This window comes from Paraburkholderia unamae (assembly GCF_003268775.1).
In the GTDB taxonomy this organism is placed as follows: Bacteria; Pseudomonadota; Gammaproteobacteria; order Burkholderiales; family Burkholderiaceae; genus Paraburkholderia; species Paraburkholderia unamae.
In genome coordinates this window covers 13,456-32,012 of sequence record NZ_QLSU01000013.1, presented here as the reverse complement: position 1 = coordinate 32,012, position 18,557 = coordinate 13,456, and the positions used below count along the sequence as shown (strand labels likewise).

Genomic DNA, 18,557 nt, shown 5'->3' with positions numbered 1-18,557 from the left:
TGCGCCCGGCGCTATCCCCGTGGTTTACACTTCAGCCACCGCAAGACCGGAGCTTGCCGCCGCGCTGAAAGCATGCATTCGCCGGCGGGTTCTCCTTCATCGACTGCCAACGCCATTTCCATGCCGCGATTCGACCCGCCCGCCACCGCCAGTTTGCCGCGTTCGCGCGCATTCGACCTCAATACGCCGCAAGCGCTGGCGCTCGCCCGCGTGCTCGTGCCCTGCCTCTTCGGGCTCTATTCGCTGTGGCTCGGCGCTGATGCGAACTGGGACCTCTACAACTATCACCTGTATAACCCGTTCGCCTGGCTCAACGGCAAGCTGCAAACCGATCTCGCGCCCGCGGGCATGCAGTCGTACTTCAATCCGCTGCTCGACGTCACGTACTACCTCGCTAACCTGTATCTGCCGTCGCGTGTCGTCGGCTTTGCCATGGGCGCGCTGCATGGCCTGAGCTTCGTATTCCTCTTGAGCATCGCGCGAGCCGCGTTGCCGGACCTGCCGCAAAACCAGCGCTACCGCGTGCCGCTGCTGCTCGCGCTGGCCGGTTGCCTCACGGCGAATTTTCTCTCGGTGCTCGGCAATTCGATGGGCGACGATACGACCGCGCTGTTCGTCCTCGCGGCGCTCTCGATGCTCGTGGCGAACTGGGGCAGCCTGCACCAGCGCAGCGTGTACGCCGTGGCGCTCGTGGCATGCAGCGGCTTGCTCGCGGGTTTTGGCGTCGGGCTCAAGCTGACGAATGCCGTCTTCGCGGTGGCGATGTGCGCGGCGCTGCTGTTCTATCCGGGCGGCGTGTTCCTGCGCATCCGGCTCGCTTTCCTGTTTGGCGTCGGCGTGCTGGTGGGTTTTGCCGTGACGGGCGGTTACTGGATGTCCCATATGTGGGAGACCTTCGGCAATCCGCTGTATCCGCAGTTCGGTGCGCTGTTTTCGGACCCGCTCGTGCGCGCCGACGCGATCGCGGACACGCGCTGGCGGCCGCACGACTGGATCGAAACCGCGCTCTGGCCGTTCGTCTTTGCGCACGACTCGAAGCGCGTGGGCGAAGCGTCGATCCGGCAAATCATCTGGCCGATCGTGTACGTGCTGTTCTGGCTGTGGCTGATCGTGAGCGTCGTGCGATGGGTCGCGCCGCGCCGCGAAGGCAACCCGCTGCGCACGCGCGCGCGCTTCGTGGTCGTGTTCGTCGCGATTGGCTATCTCGTGTGGATGCAGTTGTTCAGCATCTACCGCTATATCGTCGCGATCGAGGTGCTCACGCCGCTGGTGGTGTGGATCCTGCTGCATCAGTTGCTGAGCGCTCGCGCGGCTTCGCGCGTGGCGGGCGGGTTGATTGCGCTCGCAACGGTCGTGGTGGTGGCGGGCGGCGCGGGAACGTGGGGCCACGAAGGCTGGGCGGACCCGCTATGGCACGCCGAGCGACCCGCCATCGCGCAACCGGCGCAAACGACGGTGGTGATCGCCACGACGCGTGCGCGCGCCTGGGGCTGGATCGCCGCGCTGTTCCCGACCGACGTGGCGTTCACGCAGATCGACAGCAGCTTTCCGGCGACGCCCGCCTTCGACGCGCGCATGCGCGAACTGGCGCGCACGCGCGGCGGCCCGATCTATGCGCTCATCGACGGCGAGCACAACTGGCGCGTCGATACGCTGGCGGGGCTGAACGCCACGGCCGGCAATCTCGGGCTCACGCGCAGCGAGCGCGGGTGCGCGGCAATGCGCTGGGCCGTGACGCGCTTGCGGCTGCACGCCTCGGTCGTGCCGGGAACGCAGCCGGGCGAGCAGTGCGCGCTGGGCCTGCGCGCCGATGACGTGCGCGACACCGACGCCGAGAATCGCGCCGATCGCGAAGCGGCGGCGGCGATGTTCGAGCGCCACGGCTTCACGCTCGACGCGCCAGGCTGTGCGCCGTACCGCGCGGGCATCGGCAAGGGCGTGCTCGTGTACCAGTGGTGCCGGCTGTCGCTGCGCGGTGCCCAGTGACGGCGTGATGCCCGCGCGGCGACAGCCTTGCCCCGACTCACCTCACTACCCGACTACCGCGCCGCCTGCGTGCGCGTGCGCAGTTTCGCGACTTCGGCCACGCCCACCGCGCCCGCCTTGTTGTTCCAGCCCGCGCGCACGAACGTGAGCACATCGGCGATCTGCTTGTCGCTCAGGACATCGGCATAGGCGGGCATGGGGTAGGGGGCGGGCACGCCCTGGATCACGAGGTCGCGGGTGCCGTTGAGTGTGACGTTGATGAGCGACGACGCGTCTTTCTCCAGCACGTTCGGATTGCCCGCGAGCGGCGCGAACATCGGTGCGAAGCCGCGCCCGTCGGCGCCGTGGCAATGCATGCAGTACGCCGTGTACACGCGCGCGCCCGCATCGTTGGCCGGGCGCGAGAGCGAGACCCTGGTGGTCTGCGCATCGTAGGCGTAGGCCGGCCCGCCGTCGCCGCCCGCCGCCGGCAGCGACTTCAGGTACAGCGCGATGGCGTTGACGTCCGTATCGTTCATGGCCTGCGTGCTCTTGTTGATGACGTCGGTCATCGCGCCGAATGCCGAGGCGTGCTGGTTCGCGCCGGTCTTGAGGAACTGCGCGAGATCCGCCTCGCTCCAGCGCCCGAGGCCCGTGTTGTGCTCGCCGGTGAGGTTCGAGGCGTACCAGCCGTCGAGCAGCGCGCCCGTGAGCCACGCGCCGCCGCTTTCGTCGAGCGCCTTCTCGTTGAACCCCACGCCGCGCGGCGTATGGCACGAGCCGCAGTGGCCGAGACCCTGCACGAGATACGCGCCGCGATTCCACGCCACATCCTTGCCCGGCTTGTCGCGATACACCGCCTTGTCGAGGAAGAACGCATTCCAGATCTTGAGCGGCCAGCGCATGTTCATCGGCCACTTGATGTCGGCGTCGCGGTTGGTCTGCTTGACCGGCTGCACGCCCTGCATGAAGTAAGCGTAGAGCGCGGCCACGTCTTCGTCGCGCACCTTCGCATACGAGGGATAGGGCATGGCCGGGTAGAGATTGTGGCCGTCCTTCGCCACGCCTTCGCGCATGGCGCGCGCGAAGTCCGCTTGCGTGTAGCCGCCGATGCCCGTGTCCGGGTCCGGCGTGATGTTGGTCGTGTAGATGCGGCCAAGCGGCGTGGTCATCGGCAGGCCGCCCGCGAACGGCTTGCCGTGCGGCGCGGTGTGGCAGGCCGCGCAGTCGCCCACGGCGGCGAGATAGGCGCCGCGCTGGATCGTGGCGGCGTCGGCAGCGAGCGCGGGGCGTGCGCTCACGCAGGCGAGCGCCGCGAGGGCGAGCGCACCGCCTGCGCCGCGCGAGAGCAAGCGGCGCAAGCCGCGGCTGCGTTGGGGGCGGCTTTGGGAGGCGTTGATCGTTTTCATCGTGGTTCGCTCCCTCAAGCCGACTTCGCGGTCGCGCCCGCGTTGATGAGTTGCCGGCCCACGGGCAAATGCCGCAGACGCTTGCCCGTGGCCGCGTAAATCGCGTTCGCCACGGCCGGGATGACCGCCGAGGTGCCGGGCTCGCCAATGCCTCCGGGGGCTTCGGCGCTCTTCACGATATGCACGTCGATTTGCGGTGCCTGGTCGATACGCATGATCCGGTAGTCGGTGAAGTTGGTCTGCGCGACGCGTCCGCGCTCGATCGTGATCTCCCCCCACAGCGTTGCCGTGATGCCGAAGATGACGCCGCCTTCGATCTGCGCCTCGATGGTTTTGGGGTTGACGGTCATGCCGCAATCCACGGCGCACACCACGCGGTTCACGCGCACCTCGCCGTCGTCCACGCTCACGTCCACGACCATCGCGAGGAAGCTGCCGAACGCATGCATGACCGCCACGCCGCGCCCCTGGCCCTTCGGTGACGGCGGTCCCCAGTTCGCCTCGCGCGTGGCCACGTCGAGCACGTTGAGCGCGCGCGGCGACTTGCCGAGCAGGTTGCGCCGGTAGGTGACGGGATCGGTTTTCGCGGCCACGGCCAGTTCGTCGATGAAGCTTTCCACGACGAAGGTGCCGCGCGTCGGCCCCACGCCGCGCCAGAACGCCGTGGGCACGGCGCGCGGTTCCTGGCGCACGTATTCGATCAACTGGTTCGGCAGGTCGTAGGGCAGGTCCGCCGCGACCTCCACGGCGTCGGGGTCCACGCCGTGCTGGAAGGCGGGCGGCGCGAAGCGCGCCATGATCGACGAGCCCGCGATGCGGTGCTGCCAGGCTACGGGCTTGCCGTTCGCGTCGAGCCCGGCCGAAATGCGGTCGTAGTAGTACGGCCGGTACATGTCGTGCTGAATGTCCTCTTCGCGCGTGTAGAACACCTTGACCGGCACGTCGAGCTGTTTGGCGATCTTCAGCGCCTGGGTGATCGCATCGACTTCGAGCCGCCGCCCGAAACCGCCGCCGAGCAGATGGTTGTGCAGCGTGACCTGCTCGGGCTTGAGGCCCGTGACGGCCACGGCCGCATCCACGGCGCGCGTGGGCACCTGGGTGCCCACCCAGATTTCGCAGGCGTCGGGGCGCACGTGAACCGTGCAGTTGATCGGCTCCATCGTTGCGTGCGCAAGGAACGGCTGCTGGTAGACGGCTTCGATGTGCGTCTTCGCCGTGCCCAAAGCCTGTTGCACGTCGCCTTCCTTGCGCGCAACCGCGCCTTCGCGCTGCGAGGCGCTCGCGAGATCGCCCACGATCTGCTGCATCGACACGTTCGCGCCCGCGCCTTCGTTCCACTCCACGACGAGCGCCGCCGCGCCGCGTTTGGCGGCCCACGTGTGCGCTCCGATCACGGCCACGGCGTTGTCGATCTTCACGATGCGCGTGACGCCGGGAATCTGCTTCGCATGCGTGTCGTCGACCTTCGCGAGCGTGCCGCCGAACACGGGGCAGTTCACGATGGCCGCGTAGACCATGCCGGGCAGGCGCACGTCGAGACCGAACAGCGCCGTGCCGTCCACCTTCTCGGGCGAGTCGAGCCGCCCCGTTGGCTTGCCGACCAGCGTGAAGTTTTTCGGGTCCTTGAGCGCGACCTTCTGCGGCACGGGCAGATGCGCGGCCGCATCCACGAGCTGACCATAGGCCGCGCGGCGGCCGCTCGCATCGTGCAGCACCTCGCCTGCCCTGGCGTGGCAGGTGGCCGGATCGACCTGCCATTGCTGCGCGGCCGCCTGGATCAGCACGGTGCGCGCCGCCGCGCCCGCTTCGCGCATGGGCTGCCAGGCGTAGCGGATCGAGGTCGAGCCGCCCGTGAGCTGGCCGCCGAGCAGCGGGTCGGTGAAGAGCTTCGCGTTGGGCGGCGCGTGATCGATGGTCACGCTGTCGAGCGGCACTTCCAGTTCTTCCGCGATCAGCATGGGGATCGACGTGTACACGCCTTGCCCCATCTCCACCTTCGAGACGATCAGCGTGACCTTGCCCGCACGGTCGATCTGGATGAACGCGTTCGGCTCGAACACGCCGTCCTGGGGCGCTTCGTTGCCGTCGCCGCCGACGACGGATCGACGCGTCTGAGCATCGCCCTGCGCGCCGGCCGAGAAGCTGATGCCGAGCAGCAGGCCGCCGCCCGCCGCCGCGCCGAGCTTGATGAAGGCGCGGCGCGAGAGCGCTGCGCTCGCGCCGGGTGCGTTGCGCCGGGGCGCGCCATTCTGTGCATCGAGGAGGCCTTGTGACATCTCACGCCTCCTTCGCGGCTTGCTTGATGGCCGCGCGAATGCGGGTGTAGGTGCCACAGCGGCAGATGTTGCCGGCCATGGCCGCGTCGATGTCGGCATCGCTCGGGTTCGGGTTCGCGGCAATGAGCGCCGCCGCCGACATCACCTGCCCCGACTGGCAGTAGCCGCACTGCACCACGTCGACCTCGCGCCAGGCCTTCTGCACCTTCTGCCCGGCCGGGGTCGCGCCCACGGCCTCGATGGTCGTGATCTTACGGCCCGCGACGGCTGCGACGGGCAACACGCACGAGCGCGCCGCCTCGCCGTCCAGGTGCACCGTGCACGCGCCGCACTGCGCGATGCCGCAGCCGAACTTCGTGCCGGTCAGACCGACGATGTCGCGCAGGACCCAGAGCAGCGGCATGTCGGGCGGCGCATCGACTGTATGCGTTTCGCCGTTGATGGTTAGCGTTGTCATGGAACGGCTCTCCGAAAGTGGGGATTTGTCGTTTTGAGTGGCTAATCGCAGGCCGCGCGCGCCGGCTGTTCCGCCATGAAAGCTAATGGAAATCGCCGTGTGCGCGCCGTCCTGCAATAACCGGCTGAGTGTAGCGCCGCCTTTAAATACGTGCAGAAGACCGGCCGTGCGCGGGTGCGCTCGCCTGACTCCGCGCCTCGACGCGCGCCGGTTTGCTAACGACATGCGCCGCTGGCTGTTCCTGAAAATTCGCCTTGACTTCCATTTAGATGATGACTAGCATCTAAATCAATCGCAACACGGGCAACACGCACTACACGGAGCGCTGCACATCATGAGGAAATCGAGGGCCGAAACCGCCGAAACGCGCCGCCGCATCGTGGAAGTCGCAGCCGATGCATTCCGGGCCAACGGCATCCACGCCACGGGGCTCGCCGACGTGATGGCCGCCGCCGGTCTTTCGCATGGCGGCTTCTACCGGCACTTCGAGTCGAAGGAGCAACTGGTGGCCGAAGCTTGCGAAGCGGGGCTGGCGGGTATTGTCGAGTTGCTCGAAGCGGCCGCGCATGGCCGTGAGGGCGAGGAGGGCTTCAACGCCCTGGTTGACGCCTATCTGTCCACGGCCCATCGCGATGCACCGGCGAACGGTTGCCCGTTTGCGAGCATGGGCAGCGAACTGGCGCGCTCGGACGACGCCACGCGGGCGGTGGCGTCGCGCGGGTTCGACGAACTGGTCGAGATGCTGGCGAAGCGTACGGCCGCACCGGATGCATCAGATGCATCGGAAGTGCCGCTGGACCGCTCACGCGCGGCGTTCGCCGTGGCGGCCATGGTCGGCGCGCTCACGATGTCGCGCATCATTGCGGACCCCGAAGCGTCTGCGTCGTTGCTTGCGGACGTGAAGCAGCACATCGAAACGATTTGATTGACGAAAGTCGCCAACACCTGGCGATTCGCTTTACCTAGAAATGTGCATATGCACTTGTGAGTGTTCATCTAACCCGACTGGAGGGATTCATCATGCAACAGCGTAAGTTTCTGATCACCGGCGCCACCGGCAAGACCGGCGTGCATACGGTCAACATCCTTCTCGAAGCCGGCCATGCGGTGCGCGCGATGGTCCACAAGGAAGACGAGCGCAGCGCGGCGCTGCGCGCGGCCGGCGCCGAGGTGGTGGTGGGCGACCTGCTCGATCACGACGACCTGATCCGCGCCACGTCGGGCATGGACGGCGCGTATCTCTGCTATCCGGTGCGTCCCGGCTTCATTCAGGGCACGGCGTATTTCGCCGACGCCGCGCGCCGCGCCGGTCTCGAAGTCGTCGTGGAAATGTCGCAGATTTCCGCCCGCGAAGACGCGAAGAGCCACGCGGCGCGCGATCACTGGATCGCGGAACGCGTGCTCGACTGGTCGGGCGTGCCGACCGTTCATATCCGCCCGACGTTCTTTTCCGAATGGCTCGTTTTCCCGTGGGTGCTCGACACCATCGTGAAGGAAGGCGCCATCACGCTGCCTTACGGCGCGGGCCGCCATGCGCCGATTGCCGCCGAGGACCAGGCGCGCTTCATCGCGGCGGTTCTCATGCAACCGTCCGCGCATATCGGCAAGACCTACACGCTTTGCGGGCCGGTCGAACTCGACCACCAGGGCATTGCCGACGAAATCGGCAAAGTGATCGGCCGCAAGATCGTGTATCGCCCGTCCACGCTCGAAGCGTATCGCGAGCACTTGCAGCAATACGATCTCCCGGAGTTCGCGATCCAGCATTTCATCGAAGTCGCCGTCGATTACCAGAACGGCGTATTCAAGGGCACCGACTCCATCATCGAATCCGTTACCGGAAAAGCGCCGCAAACGGTCGAAGCGTTCGTGCGCGCCAATCGCGATCTCTTTCAGGCTTGAAGCCGTCCAGCCTTTCACTCCACTCGTTCAGGAGATTCAAAATGAAGATCAGGAATTCCGTTGTGTTCGTGACCGGCGCGAGCCGCGGCCTTGGCCTTGCTTTCGCGCGTGAAGCGCTCGCGCGCGGCGCGGCGAAAGTGTATGCGGGCGTGCGCAACCCGGATGGCTTTCATGAGCCCGGCATCGTTGCGGTGAAGCTCGACGTGACGGACCCGGCTTCCGTCGCCGCCGCCGCGCAAATCGCCTCCGATGTCACGCTGCTCGTGAACAACGCCGGCATTGCGGAAGTCAGCGAGTCGCCCCTCGCGCAAAACGTGGAGGAACAGGCGCGGCGCATCTTCGAGACGAACTTCTATGGCGTGATGCGCACGAGCGCCGCTTTCGCCGCGCAGCTTCCCGGCGATGGCAACGGCGGCGTCATCAACGTGCTTTCCGACGTGACGTGGCGCTCTGTGCCGTTCCTCGCGCCGTACTCGGCTTCGAAGGCGGCGGCGTGGAGCTACACCAACAATCTTCGGCTTCATTTGAAGGCGAGACAGATCGGCGTGGTCGGCGTGCACGTGGGCTTCGTGGATACCGACCTGACCAAAGACTTCGACGTGCCGAAAGCCGACCCCGTGGATGTCGTTCGTCAGGCGTATGACGCGCTCGAAGCGGGCGAGAGCGAAGTGCTTGCCGATGCGGGCAGCCGCGAATTGAAGGCGTCGCTTTCGGCGACGGTGGCGGGCTATATCGATCCCGACGTTCTGCGGGCATAGGCGCGTGAACAGGCGCTAGTCGTCCCTCGGCAGATACAACTCGGCGTCGAGCCCGGCGATGCGCCCGTCCACCACGCGATTGCGCAGCACGAGCGTGCCGCCGTGCGCGGCCGCCACGCTGCGCGCGATCGTGAGGCCGAGGCCGGTGCCGCCGGGCGCGTCGGCTGCGCGTGGCGCCATGCGGAAATACGGCTCGAATACGCGCTCCCGCATCGCGTCATCGGCAATGCCGGGGCCGCGGTCGCCGATCACCACGCGCACGCCGCGCCCCTCGTCGCTCACGCTCACCGCCGCTTCGCCGCCGTAGCGTATCGCGTTGTCGAACAGGTTTTGCAGGCAGCGCTTGAGGTTGCGCGCGAAGCCCGGCACGGGCGCGCGCACGCTGCCGGTGACGCTCGCGCGATGGCCCTGTTCGCAGGCGTCCGCGGCGAGTCCTTCGAGCATGGAGGCGAGGTCGATGCGCTGGCGCGGCTCGGTGATCTCTACGCCCTGCACGGCGTCGAGCGTGGCGCGCACCATGCCCTCCATCTCTTCCAGGTCGCCGCGCAGGCGCTCGCGCCATGCGGGGTCCGGCAGCATTTCCGTGCGCAAACGCAGGCGCGTGAGCGGCGAGCGCAAGTCGTGCGAAACCGCGCTCAGAAAGCGCGTGCGCGCGGCGAAGCTCTCGATCAACTGCTGCTGCATGGCGTTGAACGACTGCGCCGCGTTGCGCACTTCGCGCGGCCCCGCCTGCGGCAAGGGCGCGCGGTAGATGTTGCGCCCGAGCGATTCGGCGGCCGCCGCGAAACGGCGCAGCGGCGCCAGCGCGAAACGCACCGCGACGAAGGCGATCAGGCAGATCGCCGCGAAGCGAATCAGATAGATGCGCAGCAGGTAGTCGAGCACGAGCGCGCCGCGCTCGGTGTGCATGCCTGCTTGCCCTTCGTTCGCGCGGATGTCGAGCCATCCCTGGCCGGGCACTTCCACCTGCACGTGGAAGACGCCGGTGGGCATGCGCGAATCGAACAGGCTCAGCACGCCGGTGCGGCGCTGCTCGTCGTCGCGCACCTGGGCGCTGATGAGATGCACGCCGATGGGCTCGCCAAGGCGCTTGCGGATCACGCCCGCGATCAGTTCGGCGGTGGCGCGCTGCGCGAGCGACAGCGTGGCCGTAACCGGTTGCGGCGCGCCCTCGATCCATTGCAGGCGATAGCGGTCGTCGCCGAGCGTGGCGACGATCGCCTCGCGCGTGGCGGCATCGGGCGCGTGTTCGACGAGGCGCACCGTATCGGCAAGCCGGCTGCCGAACAGGCGCGCCGGAATTTCCAGCGTGCGGTTGTCGTGCGTCTCGAACCAGATCGTGCTGGTCAGCAACTGACCTGCGAACATGCCCGCCGCGAGAATCAGCACGAGGCGGCCGTAGAGGGTGTCGGGCCACAGCCGCAGCCTCGAAGCGTCTTGCGCGAGCCGCCTCACGTTTCGTACCCGACGTCCGCCACGAGCATGTAGCCCTCGTTGCGCACGGTGCGGATGAGCATGGCCTCGCGCGCCGAGTCCCCCAGGTGCTGGCGCAGGCGGCTCACGCACACGTCGATGGCGCGGTCGAGCGGCGTGAGGCTCTTGCTGAACACCTGGTCGAGCAGAAACTCACGCGAGAGCGGCCGGTTCGGATGATCGAGCAGGGTGCGCAGCGTGCGGTAGTCGGAGCCGCCGAGCGAGACGACCACGCCCTCGGGCGAGCGCATCTGCTTCATGCGCGTGTCGAGACGCCAGCCCGCGAAGGTGATGAACGCGTTCGCGTCGGCCGCGCGCGCGCCCGGCACGGCGCGCGTGCGGCGCAGGACCACCTTGATCTTGGCGACCAGCTCGCGCGGATCGAACGGCTTGGGCAGATAGTCGTCCGCGCCCATTTCGAGGCCGAGGATGCGGTCGAGCAAGCCGCCGCGCGCCGACAGGATGATGACGGGGATGTCGTGGGCCCGGCGCAGCTCGCGCGTGAGGTCGAGGCCGTCCTCGCCGTCGAGCATGAGGTCGAGCACGATCAGGTCGACCTGGGCGGTGCCGAGTATCTGCTTCATCTGCGCGCCGTTGGTGGCGGCGCTCGCCTGGTAGCCCATCTCGCGCAGGTAGTCGCGCAACAGGTGGCGGATATTGGCGTCGTCGTCGACGACCAGGATGTGATCCATCTTTTTCTCTTGCCGGCGCGCCTCGCAAGCCGCGCCAACACATTCCATTACAAAACGGCCGGTTTCAACACATCGCCATTACAAACGGCCGTTAAAGTTTCGTTCGCAAATAGCAATCGTTCGCATTTACTGAATATATCATGACGACCTTTCGTTTGATCCAACGGGCGCAGCGGGCCGCGGCAGTGGCGAGCGCGGCGGCAACCGCGATGGCGACCGCCGCGCTCATGATTGGCGTGACCACCGATGCCGCACAGGCCGCCACGCCCGCGGCGGCGCAGGCCGTGAGCGCCGCGAATGCTGTGAGCGCCACGAACGCCACAAGCGCGCCGCTCGTGGTGACCGATCTCGCGGGCCGCACGATCAAGGTGCCCGCCGAGCCGCATCGCATTCTGCTTGGCGAAAGCCGCCTGCTCTCGGCGCTCGCGTTGCTCGAAGGGCAGAAGCCGCTGGCGCGCGTGGTGGGCTGGCAGGGCGATCTGCCTGCGATGGACCCGCAAACCTACGACGCCTACGCGCAGCGCTTCCCCGAGATCCGCCAGATTCCGCTCATCGGCCGAGCGACGGAGGACAGCATCAGCGACGAGAAGGCGCTCGCGCTCAAGCCCGATGTCGCGATCTTCAGCATTGCGGGGCACGGGCCGAGCCGCTACAACGCGCTCGTCAAGCAACTGGAGGCCACGGGCACGACTGTGGTGTTCGTCGACTTCCGCGTGCACCCGATGCAGAACACGCTGCCGAGCATCAAGCTGCTTGGCGAGGTCCTGCATCGCGAGAAGGAGGCCGATGCGTATATCGCGTTCTATCAGCAGCATCTCGCCGCCGTGCAGCGCGTGGTGAACGCGATTCCCGAGTCGCAGCGGCCGAAGGTCTTCGTCGACATGCTGGCGGGCGTCTGGGACGCGGGCTGCTGCCACACGGCGGGCAAGGGCAACTTCGGCGAGTTCGTGGACGCCGCGGGCGGGCACAATATCGCGGCGGCCCTGTTGCCCGGCGTGCTTGGCGACATCAGCATGGAGCAGGTGATCGCGGCGCGCCCCGACGTCTATATCGCCACGGGCAGCCGCACGAAGCCGGGTCTCGCCTCGCTGCGCGTGGGCGCGCTCACGAGCGCGCACGACGCCGAAGCGAGCCTCGCGCAACTGGCCGCGCGCCCCGGCTTTGACGCGATCAAGGCGATTCACGACGGCCGCGTGCACGGCATTTCGCACAACTATTACGACTCGCCGTACAACATCGTTGCGATCGAGGCGTTCGCGAAGTGGTTCTATCCGCAGCAGTTCCGCACGCTCGATGTGCACGCAACGGAACACGCGTTGTACCAGCGTTTCCTCGCGATTCCCGATACGGGCACGGAATGGGTCGACGCACCGTTGCCGCAGGCGCAACAGGCCGCGCGATGAGCAGCGTGCGTTTCACCGCCGAGGCCGCCGACGCCGCACAGCCCGTGGACGCCGCAAGCGACGCCCATGCGCAGATGCGCGCCTACGCGCGCCTCACGCGCCGTCGCGCGCTGTGTCTCGCGGGCGTGGCGGTGCTGATCGTCGCGTCGCTGCTGTTCGATCTGAGTTCCGGCCCCTCGGGCCTGCCCGTCGCCACGTTGCTGCGCACGATCTTCCTGCCCGCCGGCGCCGATCCGGCCAACAGCGTGATCGTCTGGCAGATCCGCCTGCCTTATGCCGTGATGGCGCTCGCCGTGGGCGCCTCGCTCGGCCTTTCGGGCGCGGAGATGCAGACCATCCTCAACAATCCGCTCGCGAGCCCCTATACGCTGGGCGTGTCGGCGGCGGCGGCCTTTGGCGCATCGCTTGCCATCGTGCTCGACGTGGCGATTCCCGGCGTCGCGCAAACGTGGATCGTGTCCGCCAACGCGTTCGTGTTCGCCTTTGCCTCGGCGTTGCTGCTCGATTTCGTCGCGCGCTGGCGCGGCATGAGCACCTCCGGCGTGGTGCTGATGGGCATCGCGCTCGTGTTCTCGTTTCATGCGCTCGTCGAACTGATGCAGTTCATCGCCTCCGCCGACGCGCTGCAAGGGCTCGTGTTCTGGACGCTCGGCTCGCTCGCCCGCGCCGACTGGCCGAAGATCGGCGTGCTTGGCGCGGCGCTCGCGCTCGCCATGCCGTTCTCGATGCGCAACGCGTGGACGCTCACCGCGCTGCGACTGGGCGAGGAGCGCGCGGCGAGCTTCGGCATCGACGTGCGCCGGCTGCGCCTGGGCACGCTGTTGCGCGTGTCCGCGCTCTCGGCGCTGGCGGTGTCGTTCGTGGGGACCATCGGCTTTGTCGGGCTGATCGCGCCGCATATCGCGCGCACGCTGTTCGGCGAGGATCATCGCTTCTATCTGCCGGGCAGTCTCCTGCTCGGCGCGCTGATGCTCTCGCTCGCTTCGATCGCCTCGAAGCTGCTCGTGCCGGGCGTGCTGATTCCCGTCGGCATTGTCACGGCGCTCGTGGGCATTCCGCTGTTTCTCGGCATCGTCGTGCGCTCGCAGGGGGCCGCGCAATGAAGGGGCTCGCGATTCATGCGCTTTCGGTGCGCTACGGCAAGCGCGAGGTGTTGCGCGAGTTGAGCGCCGGGCCGCTCGCGCGCGGCGAAATCACGGCGCTGCTCGGGCCGAACGGCAGCGGCAAATCCACCTTGCTGCGCACGCTGGCGGGCTTGAGCGCGCCGAGCGGCGGTTCACTCACGCTCGATGGCGCGCCGCTCAAGCTGTCGGTCGCGGGTGCGCGCTCGCACAGCGTGGTGTATCTGCCGCAGGCGTTGCCCGCGGGCGTGCGGCTCGGCGTGCTGGAGTCGGTGGTGGTGGCGGCGCGCGCGGGGCGCGAGCCCGTGCTGCAACGTGGCACGTCGTCCACGCAGATCGCACAGGCCCACGCGGTGCTGGAGCGGCTCGGCATTGGCGCGCTCGCGGGCCGCTCGCTCGACGCGCTTTCGGGCGGCCAGCGTCAGCTCGTGGGCATCGCCCAGGCGCTGGTGCGCGATCCGCAGGTACTGCTGCTCGACGAGCCGTGCTCGGCGCTCGACCTCAATCACCAGTTTCAGGTGATGCAGGTGGTGCGCGAGGTGACGCGCGAGCGCGCGATCGTCACCGTCGTCGTGCTGCACGACATCAACGCCGCCGTGCGCGGCTGCGACCGCGCGATGCTGCTGCATCAGGGACGCATCGCACGCTTCGGCGCGCCGGCCGACGTGGTCACGGCCGATAGCCTCGCCGAAGTGTTCAGCGTCCGCGCGCGCATCGAGCCATGCTCGCGCGGACAGCTTCAGGTTCTGATCGACGGTCTCGCCGGTCAGCAGGGCATCGCCAGCCGTCTCTAGCACGGCCCAGCCAGCCCGTTCAATCCGCCGCTTCAGCACACCGGCCCCGCATGGGCGCATGCGGGGCCGGGTCGTGCGCTGCGCGGCGCTCGCCCAATGAAAACTCGAAGGACAACAATGAAAAAGACCCTCATCGCCGCCGCTTTTGCCGCAGCCTATGCTTGCAGCGCCCACGCGCAAAACAGTGTGACGCTCTACGGCGTGATCGACGCCGGCCTCTCGTACAACAGCAACGCGGGCGGCCATAGCTTGTGGGCCGCGGGCAGCGGCAACGTGACGGGCAGCCACTGGGGCGTGACCGGCAGCGAGGACCTGGGCGGCGGCACGCACGCCGTGTTCCGGCTGGAGAGCGGCTTTAGCGTGACGAACGGCTCGATGCGCCAGGGCGGCCGCCTGTTCGGCTACCAGGCTTACGCGGGCCTCGACAACGCACGCTACGGCGCGCTCACGTTGGGCCGCCAGTACGACTCCGTGGTGGACTATCTCGCGCCGCTCAGCTTCACGGGCCGTCATCCGGGCGGCAACAATCTCGCGGCGCACCCGTACGACAACGACAACCTCAACAATTCGTTTCGCGTGAACAACGCGGTGAAGTACGCGAGCGCGAACTACGGCGGCGTGAAATTCGGCGCGCTGTATGGCTTCTCCAACGAAGCGGGCGGCTTCGACGACAACCGCCTTTACAGCTTCGGCGCGTCGTACGACTTCGGCTCGCTCGTGTTCGGCGCGGGCTACCTGCAAGCGAACAACGGCGGCAGCGCCAACACGAACGGCGCGCTCACGCTCACCGACCGCACCTTCGTCGCCAGCCAGCAGCGCACCTATGGCGCAGGCGTGAACTACCTCATGCGCCACGCGCGCGTGGGCTTCGTCTGGACCCGCACGCAACTGGGCGGCCTCGACACCATCAACGGCGCGAACAGCCTTGGCCTCACGCAAAACGGCCAGGGCGCGAGCTTCAGCAACTACGAAGTGAACGCGAGCTATGACTTCACGCCGCAATTCACCGTGACCGGCGAGTACACCTTCACGCAGGGTGCGCTTTCCACGGAGGGCGGCGAGCATCATCCGCGCTGGCACGAGGTTTCGGTTCAGGCCGACTACTTCCTGTCGAAGCGCACCGACGTGTACGCGCAAGCGAGCTACCAGCACATCGGCGCGGACGGCTCGGGCCTCGGCGCCGACATCAGCGGCCAGTCGCCTTCCTCCACCGATCAGCAGACGGTGGTCGCGATCGGCATGCGGCACCGGTTCTAACGAACCGTGGCGCCGGCGGGCTCGCTCAAAATTCCATGTCGAGCTCGTCGATATCCTCGGTTTCCGATTGCGCGGCCGCGATCCATTCGGCCACATAGGGTTGCTTGAGCACGCGCATGCAGTACTCGCCGATATCGGCGTCGAGCGGCACCTCGTAGGTCAGAAAGCGCGTGACGACGGGTGCATACATCGCGTCGGCCGCGCCGATCTCGCCGAACAGCCAGGGGCCGCCGTAGCGCGCGAGGCAATCGCGCCAGATCGTGAGAATGCGCTCGATGTCGTCCTGCGCGCGCGACCAGATGCGAAAGTTCGGAAAGTGGCCGCGCAGGTTCATCGGCAGCGCGGAGCGCAGGGCGCTGAAGCCCGAGTGCATTTCCCCGCAGACGGAGCGGCAGTGCGCGCGCGCGTTGCGCTGCGCGGGGAGCAGCCGCGCCTGCGGGCGGATCTCGTTGAGGTATTCGCAGATCGCGAGCGTGTCCCAGATCTCGATGCCGTCGTGCCGCAGGCAGGGCACGAGGATCGAGGGCGAGAGCAGCAGCAGTTCGGCGCGCGCCGCGGCGTCGTCGATGGGGACGGCGAGCGTTTCGAATTCGAGTCCCGCGAGTTTCGCGAGCAACCAGCCGCGCATGGACCACGACGAATAGTTGCGGCTGCTGATCGTCAAGGTCGTGGGCATGCTCGTATTCGTCTGACTCATGCGGCATCTCCGGTGCGTGAGATTCAGGGTGGCGCGTGCGTTCGTCGTCGCGGCATCGCGCCATGGTGTCTTCGCGTCTTCGCGCGTGACGGCGGCGCGCACGCCGCACGGGCGCGCTGCACCACGAACGCCGTGGCGGCGCACTGTTTTGCGGCATGCGCGGGCGTAACGAAGCACGGGGAAGCACGGGCCCGCGAGGCGAGCGCGCCCGTGCCCGGCGCGCCGCGCGCCTGCGCACACGGCATCGCGCGCGCGGGCCACCGGCAAGACGTGCAATCGAAGGGTGCAAACACCGTGCCAGTGAAATGAGCCGCAAGCCGCCGTTTGCCGATGTGCTGGCATATGTATTGCCTCTTGAGCGTTCACACCATTCGAGAGCCCGCGCCCATGAACCTGCTTGCCTATTCGGCCTACCAGGCGATGGCTGACCTGACGCTACCCTGGCGCGCCACGGCCACGCTCGCACGCAACACCCTCGCCGCGTGGCCCGCGCTCGCGGCCGGTCTCGACGCGCGCACCATCGACGCGGGCTGGGAACTAATCGAGATGGCGGGCCTCACGCACGCGCGCCCGCCATTCGGCATCGACGCCGTGCAGGTGAACGGCGCGAGCGTACGCGTGACGGAGGAAGTGGTGAAGCGCACGCCGTTCGCCACGCTCCTGCGCTTTCGCAAGGACACGGCGGCGCCGCAGCCGCGCGTGCTGCTCGTCGCGCCCATGTCGGGGCACTTCGCGACGCTCCTGCGCGGCACCGTGCGCACGATGCTCGCCGATCACGACGTCTACATCACCGACTGGCACAATCCGCGCGACGTGCCGCTGATGGCGGGGCGCTTCGGCTTCGACGAATATGTCGAGCACGTCATGGCGTTTATCCGCGCGGTGGGCCCCGACTCGCACCTCATGGCGATCTGCCAGCCCACGGTCGCCTCGCTCGCGGCCGTTTCGCTCATGGCCGCCGACAACGATCCGGCCCAGCCGGCGAGCATGACGCTCATGGCCGGCCCGATCGATTGCCGCGTGAATCCCACGGCCGTGAACGCGCTGGCCAACAGCAAGCCGATCGAGTGGTTCGAGCGCAATCTCATCAGCGCCGTGCCGGGCGGCTTCGCGGGCGCGCACCGGCGCGTGTATCCGGGGTTCGTGCAACTGGGCGCGTTCATGCAGATGAATCTCCAGCGCCATCTTGCGTCGTTTTCCGATATGCGCCGCGAGCGCGCGAAGGGCGACCCCGCCAAAGCCGATTCGATCCGCGCGTTCTACCGCGAGTATTTCGCCACCACCGATCTCACGGCGGAGTTCTATCTGGAAACGGTGCGCTCGGTGTTTCAGGAGTACGCGCTGCCGCTCGGCAAGCTCAAGGTGGGCGAACGGCTCGTCGAGCCGCACGCGATCCGCCGCACGGCGTTGCTCACGATCGAAGGCGAAAAGGACGATATTTGCGCGGTAGGGCAGACGGTGGCCGCGCAGGCGCTATGCTCGGGGTTGCGTCCTTACATGAAGACCCACCACGTGCAGACGGGCGTGGGGCATTACGGCGTATTCAATGGGCGGCGCTGGGACACGCAGATCTACCCGCTCGTGCGCGCCACGATTCACGATCACGAGCCGCGCGCGCGGCGCTTTGCCTCCACGGCGGCAGCGGGTGGCGCGGACCAGGTCACGCTGCGCGCGCTGCTCGACGCGCAAACGCATGCCGCCGCGGCGATTTCGAAGGCCGCGGAAGCACCGTCTAGATAGCGATGAGGGGGGCACCCGCGCCGGGGCCGATGGCGGGGAGGGGCGCGGGATTCGTGGTGCTTATGGTGTCGTCCATTGCGTCGTCAAGCGCGCTTTCGATTGCACATTCAACCGCAATTTCGCCTACATCGTTCAGCGCGGCGGCCACGACGCCCGCGAGCATCGTGCCGCGGCATGCCGGCGAGCCGCAGCGGCAAACATAGTCGCGCTGGGTTTCTTCGTCCGCGTCGTCGGGCAATTCGAGCGCGTAGTCGATGAACAGCTCCTCGCCCGGCAGAATGTCGCGGCACGCGTCGATGAACACGTGACCGTCGATCTCGACCGTCTCGCAGTTCGCCTGGCACGCGTGATTGAGCCAGCGCGCCCAGTTGCCGCCCTGGCCGCCGTCGATCACGCGCCCGTCCGAAAGGCCGAAGAGGAACGTATGCGCGTCGTCTTCGCGCGTGCGGTAACGCCGCGCGGCGTTGCGCCAGCTCATGATCTTGCCTTTGTATTCGAAGATGCGTTCACCGGCCCGCAGCGGGCGCAATGCATAGACGCCTCTTCCGTGCACCGGCGAACGCCGGACAGTCATTCGTTTGCTCATGGCCATGTTCACGCGTTGAACGCGTGC

General features: G+C 67.6%; 15 protein-coding genes and 1 pseudogene. 9 read left to right on the top strand and 7 right to left on the bottom strand.

The features are described 5' to 3' along the window. Positions 1-120 precede the first annotated feature (120 nt). Positions 121-1,986 carry a hypothetical protein gene (locus tag C7401_RS21685; RefSeq protein WP_112173457.1) on the top strand — a complete coding sequence of 622 codons (1,866 nt, stop codon included), beginning with the start codon at positions 121-123 and terminating at the stop codon, positions 1,984-1,986. Positions 1,987-2,039: 53 nt separating this feature from the next. Here C7401_RS21685 and C7401_RS21680 read toward each other — a convergent pair whose 3' ends face one another. From C7401_RS21680 to C7401_RS21670, 3 genes are read right to left on the bottom strand one after another with little or no spacing between them, the layout of a single operon-like run. Further along, a complete protein-coding gene (locus C7401_RS21680) occupies positions 2,040-3,374 on the bottom strand; it encodes a cytochrome c (protein WP_112173456.1) in 1,335 nt (444 codons plus the stop codon). Positions 3,375-3,388: 14 nt separating this feature from the next. Next, positions 3,389-5,650: a xanthine dehydrogenase family protein molybdopterin-binding subunit gene (locus tag C7401_RS21675; RefSeq protein ID WP_112173455.1), complete on the bottom strand. Its 2,262-nt coding sequence runs from the start codon at positions 5,648-5,650 to the stop codon at positions 3,389-3,391. A 1-nt stretch (position 5,651) separates the two neighbouring features. Further along, entirely contained in the window at positions 5,652-6,107 is a 456-nt protein-coding gene (locus tag C7401_RS21670; RefSeq protein ID WP_112173454.1) for a (2Fe-2S)-binding protein, read from the bottom strand. Between the two features lie 334 nt (positions 6,108-6,441). On the opposite strand from C7401_RS21670, the gene C7401_RS21665 reads away from it, so the two are divergent. The 3 genes from C7401_RS21665 (at position 6,442) to C7401_RS21655 (ending at position 8,767) form a co-directional block, all read left to right on the top strand. Continuing rightward, positions 6,442-7,032: a TetR/AcrR family transcriptional regulator gene (locus C7401_RS21665; RefSeq protein ID WP_112173453.1), complete on the top strand. Its 591-nt coding sequence runs from the start codon at positions 6,442-6,444 to the stop codon at positions 7,030-7,032. A gap of 95 nt (positions 7,033-7,127) precedes the next feature. Further along, a complete protein-coding gene (locus tag C7401_RS21660; RefSeq protein ID WP_112173452.1) occupies positions 7,128-8,009 on the top strand; it encodes an NmrA family NAD(P)-binding protein in 882 nt (293 codons plus the stop codon). A gap of 41 nt (positions 8,010-8,050) precedes the next feature. After that, on the top strand, positions 8,051-8,767 hold the full coding sequence (locus C7401_RS21655) for an SDR family oxidoreductase (protein ID WP_112173451.1): 717 nt from the start codon (positions 8,051-8,053) through the stop codon (positions 8,765-8,767). 15 nt (positions 8,768-8,782) lie between these two features. Here C7401_RS21655 and C7401_RS21650 read toward each other — a convergent pair whose 3' ends face one another. Both C7401_RS21650 and C7401_RS21645 read right to left on the bottom strand, forming a co-directional pair. Further along, positions 8,783-10,222: an ATP-binding protein gene (locus C7401_RS21650; RefSeq protein ID WP_258397181.1), complete on the bottom strand. Its 1,440-nt coding sequence runs from the start codon at positions 10,220-10,222 to the stop codon at positions 8,783-8,785. Next, positions 10,219-10,932 carry a response regulator gene (locus C7401_RS21645; RefSeq protein ID WP_112173628.1) on the bottom strand — a complete coding sequence of 238 codons (714 nt, stop codon included), beginning with the start codon at positions 10,930-10,932 and terminating at the stop codon, positions 10,219-10,221. Before C7401_RS21645 ends, C7401_RS21650 begins: the two co-directional genes overlap by 4 nt. Positions 10,933-11,159: 227 nt before the next feature. Here C7401_RS21645 and C7401_RS21640 point away from each other — a divergent pair, with 227 nt between their 5' ends. The 4 genes from C7401_RS21640 (at position 11,160) to C7401_RS21625 (ending at position 15,507) form a co-directional block, all read left to right on the top strand. Next, positions 11,160-12,335, top strand: a complete 1,176-nt coding sequence (locus C7401_RS21640) for an ABC transporter substrate-binding protein (RefSeq protein WP_373864452.1) — start codon at positions 11,160-11,162, stop codon at positions 12,333-12,335. A 74-nt stretch (positions 12,336-12,409) separates the two neighbouring features. Continuing rightward, a complete protein-coding gene (locus C7401_RS21635) occupies positions 12,410-13,438 on the top strand; it encodes a FecCD family ABC transporter permease (protein ID WP_244314978.1) in 1,029 nt (342 codons plus the stop codon). Next, positions 13,435-14,250 carry an ABC transporter ATP-binding protein gene (locus C7401_RS21630; protein ID WP_112173449.1) on the top strand — a complete coding sequence of 272 codons (816 nt, stop codon included), beginning with the start codon at positions 13,435-13,437 and terminating at the stop codon, positions 14,248-14,250. The genes C7401_RS21635 and C7401_RS21630 overlap by 4 nt, the downstream gene beginning before the upstream one ends. A gap of 117 nt (positions 14,251-14,367) precedes the next feature. Then, the gene (locus C7401_RS21625) at positions 14,368-15,507 is read left to right on the top strand and encodes a porin (RefSeq protein WP_112173448.1); all 1,140 of its coding nucleotides are present in this window, start codon (positions 14,368-14,370) and stop codon (positions 15,505-15,507) included. 25 nt (positions 15,508-15,532) lie between these two features. On the opposite strand, the gene C7401_RS21620 is transcribed toward C7401_RS21625, so the two are convergent. Continuing rightward, a complete protein-coding gene (locus C7401_RS21620; RefSeq protein WP_112173447.1) occupies positions 15,533-16,204 on the bottom strand; it encodes a glutathione S-transferase family protein in 672 nt (223 codons plus the stop codon). Positions 16,205-16,591: 387 nt separating this feature from the next. On the opposite strand from C7401_RS21620, the gene C7401_RS21610 reads away from it, so the two are divergent. Beyond that, a complete protein-coding gene (locus C7401_RS21610) occupies positions 16,592-17,944 on the top strand; it encodes a polyhydroxyalkanoate depolymerase (RefSeq protein ID WP_112173445.1) in 1,353 nt (450 codons plus the stop codon). A 154-nt stretch (positions 17,945-18,098) separates the two neighbouring features. Here C7401_RS21610 and C7401_RS21605 read toward each other — a convergent pair. Beyond that, positions 18,099-18,530 (bottom strand): annotated as a pseudogene (locus tag C7401_RS21605) (SET domain-containing protein); the annotation flags it as partial. Between the last annotated feature and the right edge of the window lie 27 nt (positions 18,531-18,557).